The organism is Nonomuraea sp. NPDC005650 (assembly GCF_040605375.1).
Classification (GTDB): Bacteria; Actinomycetota; Actinomycetes; order Streptosporangiales; family Streptosporangiaceae; genus Nonomuraea.
This window is the reverse complement of record NZ_JBEXCR010000012.1, coordinates 111693-123396: the sequence shown is the minus strand read 5'-3', so window position 1 is coordinate 123396 and position 11704 is coordinate 111693. Positions and strand designations below refer to the sequence as shown.

Sequence of the window (11704 nt, the reverse complement as noted above, 5' to 3'; positions counted from 1 at the left end):
TCAGACCGCCTTCCGGTGCTCACGCACGACCGACCCGAGGTCGGCCAGCTTGTCGAGGGGGACGAGCCGCGCCCGCAGCCGGACCGCCAGCCGGGCCGCCAGGCCCAGCCGCACCGGGCCGCTCTCGCAGTCGACGACCACCGCGGCCGTGCCCGCCAGCAGCGCCGCCGCCCGGTCCACGTCGCCGCCCGCCGTGGCGCGCCCGTCCGTCACCACCACCAGCAGCGGCCGCCGCGCCGGGTCACGCAGCCGCTCAACGCGCAGCACCTCGGCGGCGCGCACCAGCCCGGCCGCCAGCGGGGTGCGCCCGCCGGTCGGCAGCGAGCGCAACCGCGCCGCGCCCGCCTCCACCGACGAGGTCGGCGGCAGCGCGAGCACCGCGCCCCGGCCGCGGAAGGTGACCAGGCCGACCTTGTCGCGCCGCTGGTAGGCGTCGAGCAGCAGGCTGAGCACCGCGGTCTTGACGGCGGTCATCCGCCTGCGCGCCGCCATCGAGCCGCTCGCGTCCACCGCGAACAGCACGAGGTTGCCCTCCCTGCCCTCGCGTACCACCTCGCGCAGGTCGTCCTCGCGCAGCACCAGCCCGGGGCCGCGGCGCCCGCGCCGCAGCTGGTGGGGCGCCGCGGCCAGCACCGTCGCCGTCACGTGCAGGTCGCGCACGCGTCCGGCGGGGCGGCGCGCGCCGGTGGCCCGGCCGTGCGGGGTACGCGAGCGCGACCGCCGTCCCGTCGCGCCCTCGCCGACCCCGGGCACCTCCAGCAACGGCACCCGGTACGGCGCCGCCACCCCGGCCACCCGCCCCTCTCCCGTGTCCGCGGGCGACGCCTGGTCGGTCGGCTGCGGATCGCCGGCCTCCGGGCACGCGTCCCCGGCTCCCGGCTCCGTGTCCCCGGCCGCCCGCGACGCCGCGTCGTCGGGGTGCCTGCCGTCGGAGGGCCGGTCCTGCCGCCGCACGCCGTCAGGCCCTTCTGCGGGGTCGTCGCCGGGGTCGCCTCCGGGTGGCGGAGTGCCGTCTTCGGCCGACGCGGGCGAGCCCTCCGGGCCATCAGGTCCGGAAATATCAGGACCTCCGCCACCTGGATCGTCCGGGTCCTCGTCGTCCTCCGACGTCCGCGCCAGCAGCTCGTCCAGCAGCGCCTCGTCCAGTCCTGGCGCGTCGAACGGGTCGCGCCGCCGCCGGTGCGGCAGCGACAGCCGGGCCGCGGCGCGTACGTCCTCGGTGCTCACCACGTCCCTGCCCTGCCAGGCGGCGTGAGCGATGGCGGTGCTCGCCGTCACCAGGTCGGCCCGCAGGCCGTCCACCTCGAACGCCGCGCACACGGTCGCGATCTGCCGCAGCCGCGCGTCGGGCAGCCGCACCCCCGGCACCCGGACGCGGGCCCGGGCGATCCGGATCGCCAGCGCCGCCTCCTCGGCCGCCCATCTGGCGGCGAACGCGCCCGCGTCCAGGTCGAAGGCGAGCCGCCTGCGCACCACCTCGGCCCGCTCCTCCGGGTCCCTGGACGCCTTGACCTCGACCGTCAGCCCGAACCTGTCCAGCAACTGCGGGCGAAGCTCGCCCTCCTCCGGGTTCATGGTGCCGACCAGCAGGAACCTGGCGGCGTGCCGGACCGACACCGACTCGCGCTCCACGTAGCACGTACCCAGGGCCGCCGCGTCGAGCAGCAGGTCGACGAGGTGGTCGTGGAGGAGGTTGACCTCGTCCACGTACAGGACGCCGCGGTGGGCGGCGGCCAGCAGGCCGGGTTCGAACGCCTTCACGCCTTCCGTCAGCGCCCGCTCCACGTCCAGCGAGCCGACCAGCCGGTCCTCCGAGGCGCCGACCGGCAGCTCCACCAGCGCCGCCGGACGCTCCAGCCCGTGGGCGCCGGGTTCGTGCGGCCCGTCCGGGCATCCGGTGTCGGGCGCGGCCGGATCGCAGGCGAACCGGCATCCGGGCACCACGGTCACGGGAGGCAGCTGGGCGGCCAGCGCGCGCACGATGGTCGACTTGGCGGTGCCCTTCTCCCCGCGTACGAGCACGCCGCCCGCCCGCGGGGAGACCGCGTTGAGCACCAGCGCCAGCTTCAGGTCGTCGAGGCCGACGACGGCGCTGAACGGATATGTGACGTTCAATGCAGAACCTTCCGGTTGACATGGGCGACCCGCCAGCCGGCGCGCGTGACGGTCAGCTCGGTGACGGACAGCGGCGCGAGGTCGAATCGGGCGGCGCTCAGCGGGTCCAGCCCGAGCGCGTGGGCGAGCGCCGCCCGGATGGCGCCCGCGTCGCAGACGGCGACGCCGCCGGGCTCCGCGCGTACGGACTCCAGCCAGGCGGCGACCCGCTCGGCGTGCGCGGCCAGGCTCTCGCCGCCGTGCGGGGCCGCGTGCGGGTCGCTCAGCCAGCTCGCCAGCGCGTCCGGCTCCTCCCGCGCGACGCGCTCGTACGGCAGGCCGCGCCACCGGCCGCATTCCGCCTCCGCCAGCGCGGGTACGGCACGCGCCGCCAGTCCGATGGCGGCGGCGGTCTGGCACGCGGCGGCGCTGGGAGCCGTCCACGCCACCACACCGGCCACCGTGGAGGCCAACGCGGCGGCCCTGGTCAGGCCGGCCGCGTCGGCGTCCGCGTCGGCCGTGGGGAAGCAGGCGGCCCGCATCCCCGGCGTACCGGCGTGCCGGACGAACAACACTCCGCTCAACTCAGCTCGGCTCAGCCCGGCGAGGCGGCGGCGCCCGCCGGGTGGACAGCCGCGCGGCGGGCCGCCCGGTCACCCACCCAGCCGAACAGCACGCCGAAGGCCGTCCAGAAGACCAGCTGCGTCCCCAGCGACGCGAGCCTGAACTGCCACAACAGCGTGGCGGGAAAACCCGCGGGCACCTCGTCGACGGTCGGCAGCAGGGTCCACGCCGCGATCACCGGAACCAGGAACGCCGCCACCGCCGCGACCCACCGGGCCCACGGTCCGGCGGTGACCCGGCGCGCGGTGGCCACCGCGATCGCCGTCGCGGCCAGCCCGACGAGGATCGTCACCACGTAGAGCAGGGTGCGGCTGTCGATCGTCTCCGGGTCGCCCACCGCCGGTGGGTTGGCCGGATATTTCACGAACGGCACAAGGATCACCGCCACGAACGCGGTCCCGGCGGCGGCGAGGGCCAGCCCGCCCTCCGACCGGGGGCCGACCCGTCCGCGCAGGCCCGCGTACACGAGGGCGAAGATCCCGCCCACGGCCAGCCCGTACAGGCCCGTGGCCAGGAAGAGCCCGGCCTTCTGCCCCGGCCTGCTGACGAGCGCCTCCTCGCCGTGGTCATGTGCGGGCGCCTCCTGGGCGGCGTGGGCCTCCTCCAGCGCGATGGCGCTGTCCACCCCCGGTTCCCCGAAGGCGAAGGCGAAGCCGCCCGCGATCAATCCGGCCAGCAGGCCCAGCAACAGGCCCCTGACCAGCAGGGTGCGTACCATGTGCGCGCCTCAGTGGCAGGGGACGCCGAGCAGGTGGCGTCCGTCGTGCATGAGTTCGTGCAGGTAGGCACCGGTTTGCGAGATGGCCCCGTTGTCCATCAGCACCAGATAGGCGACCAGCAGCAGCACCGGAACGGCGAGCAGCCACAGCCGCAGACGGGGAAGGGGGATTGCCGAAGGAGTGGACAGACCACTCATACATGCCTCCTCAGGGATGACGCGTCCCAACCAACGAGGTCACGAACTGTCCAAGCGACCTGGCTCCCGGGATCTACGTCCCGGATACAGTGGCGCGTCCGCACCGGCATCTCACCGGATTTCCCTTGGACAATCGTGAAATCTACCGGAATGTATCCCTTCCTCCCGTTCGCGTCAACGGATGGGACACCTGGAATGCCGACCTCTTAAGGACTGCCGATGAGACAGCACGTACGCATCCCGCTGCCGGACGGCGGCTCGCTGGACGCGACGGTGGCGTTGCCGGAGGGCGCCGCGCCCGCGGCCGGGTGGCCGGGCGTGGTGGTCGTGCACGAGATCTACGGCGTCGAGCCGGACCTGCTGGACGTGGTGGACCTGTTCGCCGAGCACGGGTACGCGGCGGTCCTGCCGGACCTCTACAGCCACGGCACCAGGTTCGGGTGCCTGGCGCGGGCCATGCACCAGTTCGTGACGGAGAGGCCGGGCCGGCCGGCCGCCGACATCGACGCGACCCGGCGATGGCTGGCGGGCCGCGACGACGTCGACGGCGACCGGCTCGGCGTGATCGGATTCTGCATGGGCGGCGGCTTCGCCCTCGCGTACGCGGCGAGCGCGCCGCCCGGCGTGCGGGCCGCGTCGGTCAACTACGGCACGGTCCCCCGCGACCAGGAGGCGCTGCGGTCGGTGTGCCCGGTCGTGGCCTCCTACGGCGGCCGGGACAAGGGCTTCGGCCCGCACGGCACGCGGCTGCGGGAGCACCTGCGGGCGCTCGGCGTCGAGCACGACGTCGAGATCTACCCGGACGCCGGGCACTCCTTCATGACCGACGGCCATCACCCCGTGGCCAGGCTCGCTCTGTTCCCGCTGCGCCACGGCCTCGTGCGCGCGGCGGCGGACGACGCGTGGCGGCGCACGTTCGCCTTCTTCGACAGGTACGTCGCGAGCCGCGAGTAGCGCCGTGCGGCTCGGGGCCGCCGGCCTCCGCGCGGCCTTGGCCGGCGGCCCCCGTACGTGGCGTGCGCGAGGATCAGACCAGCGGCAGGCGGCGCACGCCGGTCATGGTCGGCACCGGCATGAACTCCACCGGGTCCGCCGGATCGGTGCGCAGCGTGCTGAACCGGTCGAGCAGGATGTTCAGCGCGATCCGGCCCTCCAGCCGGGCCAAGGGGGCGCCCAGGCAGAAGTGGATGCCGCGGCCGAAGGCGAGATGCGGGTTGGGGTCGCGGCCGGGGTCGAAGACGTCCGGGTCGGTGAACTGGCGGGGATCCCGGTTGGCCGCCCCGGGCCAGATCAGGACGGTCTGATCGGCCGGTATCGTCACGCCGCCGAGCTCGGCCTCGCGCATGGTGGCGCGGCCCAGCAGGGCGAACGGGGTGAAGAAGCGGAGGGACTCCTCGATGATCGCCGGGATCGTGGCGCGGTCGGCCCGTGCCTTCTCCTGCTGCTCAGGGAAAGCGTCCAGGGCCAGCACCGTGTTGCCGAGCAGCATCGTCGTGGTGACGTGCCCGGCCAGCAGCAGGACTATCGCGAAGTTGACCACCTGCTCGTCGGGCAGGCGCTCGCCGTCCACGTCGGCCTCGACCAGCTTGGTCAGCAGGTCGGCGCGCGGCTGCCGCCGGCGTTCCGCGGCGTGGCCGGCGAGGTAGGAGGACATCTCCCACCACGCCTTCATCACGGCCTCCGTGCCCTCGCCCTGACGTTCGAGGAGCTCGTCGAACGAGACCTTGGTGTCGCTCCGGAACATCGCGTCGGCCCACTGCTTGAACAGGGCGCGATCACTGCCGGGCACGCCCAGCAACTCGGCGATGACGATGACCGGCAGCGGGTAGGCCAGATCGCGCACGAGCTCCAGCCCGCCGCGCTCGCGCGCCGCGTCGAGCAGCTCGTGGGTGACGGCGGCGATCCTCGGCTCCAGGTCCGCGACGACCTTGCGGGTGAAGGCGCTGCTGACCAGCTTGCGCAGCTTGCCGTGCTCCGGCGGGTCGATCTGGGTGATGAAGCCCTCCAGCGACATGCCCTTCGGCTTCTGCTCCTCGGGGACCACGCGAAGGGTGTCGGAGGAGAACGTCGTGGGGTCGCCGAGGACCTCCACCAGCTCGGGGTAGCCGTAGACGTTCCACATCCCGGCGGCCTCGTTGTGCTCGACCGGCCCGCCCGGCCACGGGCCGTGCAGCCAGAAGTGCTGTTGGGGAATGTTGTACCGCTCGACGATGTCAGACATCGTCACTCCCTTGATCGTTGAATTGATTTCCCGGTTGAGCGGATCGCATGACCCCGGCTGAGGGCGCGGTGGCGCCGTGCCGGGAGTCGTACGATGAACGGCACGTGCTCCTCGACGATCGGGTGTTCACCCGGAGCCCTGATCGTCGTCTTTCGGCCGCTTGCGATACTCCTCCCAGCGTTCAAGCGCCTCGTCCACGTCACGCACGAGGAAGGCGAAGAAGTCTCTGGTCTCCTCCAGCAGCGCCCGCTGCTCGGCGCGGTCGTCGCCGACGAGTGACAGTCCGAGGCCCAGCGCGTCCGTGATCGGCGGGAGGACGGCCATCTGGCCCCGCAGGACCTGCGCCCATCCGCCGCGAACGACGCGGTAACGGTGCTCACGGCCCGGCGTGGGGACGCGCTCGATCATGCTGCCGGCCTCCAGTTGCCTGGCGACCGTGCTGACCATGGTCTTGCTGACGCCGAGCTCGGCGGCCAGATCGGTGAGCGACTGGTCAGGCGGGTCGCAGATCAGCAGCCACGCGTACAGGCGCCCCATCGTCCGTGTCCCGGCGAGGCGCTCCATGACGAGCCCCATCCGGTCGACGAACTCGGTCTCCTTCTGATCCACCTTGCCAACTCCGTGAGCATCGTAAAGCACGTACTTGACGAACTATACGTCCGCGCGCGGCTCCGCGCGTTGCCGAGTGGTCGGCAATCGAGATACTTTAAACATCCAGATGACGACATCATTCGGATTGAGGAGCGGCATGACCGACGTGCCCGAGGTCGACCTGACCGATCCCGCCGTGCTGGCGGACCCGTTCACCGCGTACACGGGCGCCAGGGAGCAGTCGCCCGTGGCGCGGCTGGTCGCGCCCGGGTTCGGCCCGTTCTGGGCGGTGACCAGGCACGCGGAGGCCAGGGCGATGCTGAGCGATCCCAGGCTGGGGACGAACGAGCACAGCTACCGGCGGCCCGACGTGCCGGAGCACTGCCTGCCGTACCTGCGGACCATGTCGGAGATGAACGGCGCCGAGCACGCCCGGCTGCGCCGGCTGGTCGCACCCGCGTTCACGTGGCGCAGGGCGGCCGAGTTCGGGCCGCGCATCGAGGCGATCGTGGAGCGGCTGCTCGACGAGCTGCCCGCGGAGCCGGACCTGCTGGCGCACTTCGCGGGCCCGCTGCCGATCGAGGTGATCTGCGAGCTGGTCGGCATCCCCGTCGCCGACCGCCCCCGATGGCGCGAGTACGGCGCCGCGGTCGCGGCCGGGCACGGCGAGAGCTTCCGGGACGCCATCCCGCGGATCCTGGAAGGCGCCGAGGCCGCGGTCGCCAGGGGCCGGGCGGAGCCTGGCGAGGACCTGATCTCCGACCTGGCCCGCGTCATGGAGGAGGACGGCGACCGGCTCTCCGAGACCGAGCTGATCACCATGGTCTGGACGCTCGTCATGGCCGGCCAGACGCCCACGAACCTCATCGCCAACGCCGTCGCCGCCCTGCTGTCGCACCCCGGCCAGCTCGCCGCGCTGCGGGCCGACCCCGAGCTCATGCCGCGGGCGGTGGAGGAGCTGATGCGCTGGTGCGGGCCGCAACTGCTGACCATCCCCCGTTTCGCCACGGAGGACATCGAGATCGGCGGCGTGCCGATCCCGAAGGGCGTGCCGGTCACGGCCTCGATCGCCGCGGCGAACCGCGACCCGCGCGCCTTCGACGAGCCGGACCGGTTCGACCTGCGGCGTGAGGCGTCGGGGCAGCTCGGGTTCGCGCACGGGCCGCACTTCTGCGTCGGTGCCTCGCTGGCCCGCGTGCAGGCCGGGATCGCGATCGGCGCCCTGCTGCGCCGCTTCCCCGGCCTGGCGCTCGCCGGCGAGGTCCGGCACATGCCCGACCCGGGCACCTGGCGCCTGACGTCGCTGCCCGTGACCCTGTGAGACGGCACGCGCGGCTCAGTAGCCGACGGTGAACCTGGCGCGGCGGTGCCGGGGTCGCTCGGCCTCGTCGAGCAGCGCGACGGCGAGGTCCTCCATGGAGATCGCCGACCTGCCCCGGGCGTCCACCAGCAGCTCGTCGCCCCCGAGCCGGTAGCGGCCGGTACGCTCCCCCGGCTCCAGCAGCGCGGGCGGGCTCAGGTACGCCCAGTCGGCGTCCGGCTCGGCCCGGCACACCGCCAGCTGGGCGTTGCAGGCCAGGGCGATGGGCCGCCACGAGGGCGGGAAGTCCGGGGTCTCGACCACGGTCAGGCCGCCGCTGCCCGGCACGGTCAGCCCGGCGGCGCCGCCGACGAGCAGCAGCCGCGCTCCGGTGCTCGCCACCCCGGCCAGCAGCGCCTTGGCGGTCGTGACCAGGTCGGTCTCGTGGCCGGGCGCGGGCCGGGTGGCACTGATGACGAGGTCCTGTCCGGCGCTGAGCGCGGCCACGTCCTCGACGTCCGAGGCGTCGCCGGCGCGGGCGTACGCGGCGGGCGGCAGCAGGGGGAGGCGGGCGGGGTCGCGGACGACGGCGGTGACCTCGTGTCCGCGCGACAGCGCCTCGGCCACGACCCTGCCACCCACGGCGCCGGCGGCGCCGAAGACGGTGATGCGCATGTCAGGACTCCTTTCCGGCCAGGACGCGGGGCGCCGTCGCGGTCGGCGTGCGGGCGGGGCGGCGCTGGGCCACGACCAGAGCGGCCAGGACGACGAGCGCGCCGAGCGCCTGGGCCGCGGTGAGCTCCTGGCCGAGGACGAGCCAGCCGAGCAAGGTGGCGACCACGGGGCTGAGCAGGCCCAGGAACGTGACCTTGGTCGCCGACAGCAGCCGCAGGCCCCGGAACCACAGGGCGTAGGCGAGCGCGGATCCGATGATCGCGAGGTAGGCGTACCCTGCGAGGTTCTCGCCGGTCAGGGTGGCCGGCGGCGCGCCCTCGACGAGGAACGCCACCGGGAGCAGCAGCACGCCGCCGGCCACGAGCTGCCAGCCGGTGGTGGCCAGCAGCGGCGCGGGCGACTGCCACCGCTTGCTCAGCACCACGCCCAGGGCCATGACCACGGCGCCGCCGAGCGCCGCGGCCACGCCGAGCGCGTCGAGCCGGGCGTCGGCGCGCAGCACGAGCAGGCTCACCCCGGCCACTCCCGCCACGGCGGCCAGCGTCGTGCGCAGGGTCAGGCGTTCGGCCAGCAGCCCGGCGGACAGCAACGCGACCAGCAGCGGTTGGATGGCGCCGACGGTGGCGGCCACCCCGCCGGGCAGCCGGTACGCCCCCACGAACAGCAGCGCGAAGAACACCCCGATGTTCAGCGCGCCGAGCACCAGGGCCCGCCACCACCAGACGCCCGTGGGCAGGCGGCGGGTGATGGCGACCAGGAGGAGGCCCGCGGGCAGCGCGCGGATCACGGCGGCCAGCAGGGGGCGGCCGGGCGGCAGCAGTTCGGTGGTGACGAGGTACGTGGTCCCCCAGATGGCGGGGGTCAGCGCGGTCAGCAGGACGGTTCCCGAGTTATTTCTTAGCACTAAGACAAAGTATCTCAGCGCTAAGCTATCTGGCTAGATGATTTACCTCACCGCTAAGGCATCGTTAGGCTGGAGTGGTGGCTGATCACGTCGACCTCATACTCAAGCAATGGGACGCCCAGCGCCCTGACCTGGACGTCTCGCCGATGGCGGTGATCGGGCGGCTGTCGCGGCTGACCCGGCTGATCGACGCGGAGCTGGGCCGGACGTTCGCCGCGCACGGGCTCGACAGGGCCTCCTTCGACGTGCTGGCCACCTTGCGCCGCAGCGACCCGCCGCACCGGCTGACGCCGGCCGAGCTGATGCGGGCCTCGATGGTGACCTCGGGGGCGATCACGCAGCGGCTCGACCGCCTGGAGTCCCGGGGCCTGGTGACCCGCACGCCCAGCGCGGCCGACGGGCGGGTGGTCTACGTGACGCTCACCGACGAGGGGTACGCCCTGATCGACCGGGCGCTGCCGGACCACGTCGCGACCGAGGACCGCGTGCTCGCGGCCCTGCCGAAGGAGCGCCGGGACGAGCTCGCCCAGATGCTGCGCGACCTGCTGGAATCCCTCGGGGACCGCACCATGCTCCCCTGACCGGCCACACCGTCACCCTGGCGCGCCGCGCCGACGGCCCGAGCCGGAGCCCCGCCCCGAACCGGAACCGCGGCCGGTCGCGCGGCCCGAGGCGGAGTCCCCACCGCGGTCGGAGCCATTCCCTCGGGTGGAGGCCGAGCCGGGGCCGCGGCGGGGCCCCTGGGCGCGGGACGGTCGTTCGTAGCGGGTGGCAGGCCAGTGGGCGGGGCGGGTGAGCGCGGCCGGGAGGCGGGTGGCGGCGTCGCCGGTCGCGGCGTTGAGCTGGGGCTGGGTGAGGAAGATCGCATCCGACAGGTCCGCGCCCGCCAGGTCGGCCCCCCGCAGGTCGGCGCCGATCAGATCGGTCTCCCGGAGGTCCGCCCCCCGCAGGTCCGCGCCGATCAGATAAGCCCCGCGCAGGTTGGCCGCACGCAGATCGGCCCCCGACAGCCTGGCCCCGATCAGATCCGCTCCCCTGCGCTCCTTGCCCTTGCGCCCCGCCCGGACCAGCTCACTCGTCCGCAACAGCAGCACGTTGACCTCGGCCCGGTACGCCACCAGGTCCAGCCTCTTCAGATCGTCCGCGCTCCCCCGGGTCAGCCGCTCCGTCTCGTCGAGCGCGCCGCGCAGCTCGGCGTGGACGGGCCGGGCGGCCTCCAGCGTCAGCGCCTCCGCCAGATACCACAGCAGCTCGTGCAGCTGCCGCACGACGGGGAAGACCGCGTACATCTGCCCTGCCGTGCCCGGCGCCTGCCGCCAGCTCGTGCCCTGGAAGGTGACCTGCGAGACCTTCTGGCCGGCCCCGAAGCAGTCGTACACGGTGCAGCCGGGGAAGCCGCGCTGCCTGAGCTCGGCGTGGATGGAGCAGCGGAAGTCGTCACGCAGGTTGCGGCAGGGCTCCCCGGCCTTCTTGTCCACCGCGAAGTCGGCCGACGCCGAGAACGGCAGCGCGACGCAGCACAGCCCGAAGCAGCTCTCACAGTCGGCCAGCAGGCCGAGCTCGCGCGGGTTCGTTCCGGGCAACGTGCGGGCCTCCTTCGACGGGATACGACCTTCAAAGGGTACTCACTCGTGGACGTACGGCGTCGTCGTGGTGATCGCCTCGAACCCCAGCCGCAGCAGGATCGGGCGGCTCTGGCTGGAGGCGTCCACCTGCAGATGGTCGTAGCCGCGCGCGACCGCCTCGCGGGCCCGGTAGGCGATCAGCGCCCGGTAGACGCCCCGCCCGCGCCATTCCGGCACGGTGCCGCCGCCCCACAGGCTCGCGAACCGGGTGCCCGGATGCAGGTCCATGCGGGCCGCGCTCACCGGCGTGTCGCCGGCCATGGCGAGCACGGCGACGACCTCGCCCTCGGCGAGCTGGGCGAGCAGCCGTTCCCTGAGGTGGTCGCCGGTCGCGCCGAAGGCGCTCTCGTGGACGTCGACGACCAGCTCCACGCCGTCGGCGTCGGTCACCGGGACCAGCCGCACCCCCTCGGGGGGCTCCCCGCCGACCGGCAGGCGCCCGATCTCGGCGATCATCAGCGTCTCGGCGGGCTCCGGGGTGAACCCGGCCGCCAGCAGGCGCCGATCGAGGCCGGCGGGCCGGTCATAGCCGTACAGCTTCCATTCGAAGGGCCGCCCCAGCTCCCCGAAGTAGCGCACCTGCTCGGCGATCGCCGCGTCCGCGGTCTCCTCGTCGAGGCCGGACCAGAGCACACCGTTCCAGCAGTGCTCGGGCCCGACCTGGCGCACCACGTTCCCGGCCCGCTCCACCCTGGCCTCCGGCGCGTCGGGGCGGGCCCCCTGCCGCAGCTGCCGGTCGAACAGCTCCAGCACC

The 11704-nt window shown here is 73.8% G+C and carries 12 protein-coding genes, 1 pseudogene and 1 riboswitch; of the genes and pseudogenes, 3 read left to right on the top strand and 10 right to left on the bottom strand.

Features of this window, described 5'->3' with window-relative positions:
- From ABZS69_RS21970 to ABZS69_RS21955, 4 genes are read right to left on the bottom strand one after another with little or no spacing between them, the layout of a single operon-like run.
- Positions 1-2115 (bottom strand): VWA domain-containing protein, encoded by a 2115-nt coding sequence (locus ABZS69_RS21970; protein WP_355375264.1) that lies wholly within the window; start codon positions 2113-2115, stop codon positions 1-3.
- Positions 2112-2669 carry a histidine phosphatase family protein gene (locus tag ABZS69_RS21965; protein ID WP_355375687.1) on the bottom strand — a complete coding sequence of 186 codons (558 nt, stop codon included), beginning with the start codon at positions 2667-2669 and terminating at the stop codon, positions 2112-2114. Before ABZS69_RS21965 ends, ABZS69_RS21970 begins: the two co-directional genes overlap by 4 nt.
- Before the next feature lie 20 nt (positions 2670-2689).
- Positions 2690-3436 carry a CbtA family protein gene (locus ABZS69_RS21960; protein ID WP_355375261.1) on the bottom strand — a complete coding sequence of 249 codons (747 nt, stop codon included), beginning with the start codon at positions 3434-3436 and terminating at the stop codon, positions 2690-2692.
- Between the two features lie 9 nt (positions 3437-3445).
- Positions 3446-3634 carry a CbtB-domain containing protein gene (locus ABZS69_RS21955; protein WP_355375258.1) on the bottom strand — a complete coding sequence of 63 codons (189 nt, stop codon included), beginning with the start codon at positions 3632-3634 and terminating at the stop codon, positions 3446-3448.
- Position 3635: 1 nt separating this feature from the next.
- Positions 3636-3784: riboswitch (adenosylcobalamin (AdoCbl) riboswitch) on the bottom strand.
- 69 nt (positions 3785-3853) lie between these two features.
- Here ABZS69_RS21955 and ABZS69_RS21950 point away from each other — a divergent pair.
- Positions 3854-4588, top strand: coding sequence for a dienelactone hydrolase family protein (locus ABZS69_RS21950; protein WP_355375255.1), 735 nt, complete (start codon positions 3854-3856; stop codon positions 4586-4588).
- Between the two features lie 73 nt (positions 4589-4661).
- Here the strand turns inward: ABZS69_RS21950 and ABZS69_RS21945 are convergent, their stop codons facing one another.
- Both ABZS69_RS21945 and ABZS69_RS21940 read right to left on the bottom strand, forming a co-directional pair.
- A complete protein-coding gene (locus ABZS69_RS21945; protein WP_355375253.1) occupies positions 4662-5855 on the bottom strand; it encodes a cytochrome P450 in 1194 nt (397 codons plus the stop codon).
- A 126-nt stretch (positions 5856-5981) separates the two neighbouring features.
- Complete coding sequence (locus ABZS69_RS21940; RefSeq protein ID WP_355375250.1) at positions 5982-6464, bottom strand: hypothetical protein; 483 nt, start codon at positions 6462-6464, stop codon at positions 5982-5984.
- A 139-nt stretch (positions 6465-6603) separates the two neighbouring features.
- Between ABZS69_RS21940 and ABZS69_RS21935 the strand changes: the two genes are divergently transcribed.
- A complete protein-coding gene (locus ABZS69_RS21935; RefSeq protein WP_355375247.1) occupies positions 6604-7767 on the top strand; it encodes a cytochrome P450 in 1164 nt (387 codons plus the stop codon).
- Positions 7768-7782: 15 nt separating this feature from the next.
- Here the strand turns inward: ABZS69_RS21935 and ABZS69_RS21930 are convergent, their stop codons facing one another.
- Both ABZS69_RS21930 and ABZS69_RS21925 read right to left on the bottom strand, forming a co-directional pair.
- On the bottom strand, positions 7783-8421 hold the full coding sequence (locus ABZS69_RS21930; protein WP_355375245.1) for an NAD(P)H-binding protein: 639 nt from the start codon (positions 8419-8421) through the stop codon (positions 7783-7785).
- 1 nt (position 8422) lies between these two features.
- Entirely contained in the window at positions 8423-9325 is a 903-nt protein-coding gene (locus tag ABZS69_RS21925; protein ID WP_355375242.1) for an EamA family transporter, read from the bottom strand.
- Positions 9326-9402: 77 nt separating this feature from the next.
- Between ABZS69_RS21925 and ABZS69_RS21920 the strand changes: the two genes are divergently transcribed.
- Positions 9403-9906 (top strand): MarR family transcriptional regulator, encoded by a 504-nt coding sequence (locus ABZS69_RS21920; RefSeq protein ID WP_355375240.1) that lies wholly within the window; start codon positions 9403-9405, stop codon positions 9904-9906.
- Between the two features lie 195 nt (positions 9907-10101).
- On the opposite strand, the pseudogene ABZS69_RS21915 reads toward ABZS69_RS21920, so the two are convergent.
- Both ABZS69_RS21915 and ABZS69_RS21910 read right to left on the bottom strand, forming a co-directional pair.
- Positions 10102-10932, bottom strand: a pseudogene (locus ABZS69_RS21915) (pentapeptide repeat-containing protein); the annotation flags it as partial.
- A gap of 18 nt (positions 10933-10950) precedes the next feature.
- On the bottom strand, positions 10951-11703 hold the full coding sequence (locus ABZS69_RS21910) for a GNAT family N-acetyltransferase (protein ID WP_355375237.1): 753 nt from the start codon (positions 11701-11703) through the stop codon (positions 10951-10953).
- Position 11704 lies beyond the last annotated feature (1 nt).

Coding starts and splice junctions, on each gene's coding strand:
- ABZS69_RS21960 (WP_355375261.1), bottom strand. CDS start 3,436: ATGGTACGCACCCTGCTGGTCAGGGGCCTGTTGCTGGGCCTGCTGGCC.
- ABZS69_RS21955 (WP_355375258.1), bottom strand. CDS start 3,634: ATGAGTGGTCTGTCCACTCCTTCGGCAATCCCCCTTCCCCGTCTGCGG.
- ABZS69_RS21950 (WP_355375255.1), top strand. CDS start 3,854: ATGAGACAGCACGTACGCATCCCGCTGCCGGACGGCGGCTCGCTGGAC.
- ABZS69_RS21945 (WP_355375253.1), bottom strand. CDS start 5,855: ATGTCTGACATCGTCGAGCGGTACAACATTCCCCAACAGCACTTCTGG.
- ABZS69_RS21935 (WP_355375247.1), top strand. CDS start 6,604: ATGACCGACGTGCCCGAGGTCGACCTGACCGATCCCGCCGTGCTGGCG.
- ABZS69_RS21930 (WP_355375245.1), bottom strand. CDS start 8,421: ATGCGCATCACCGTCTTCGGCGCCGCCGGCGCCGTGGGTGGCAGGGTC.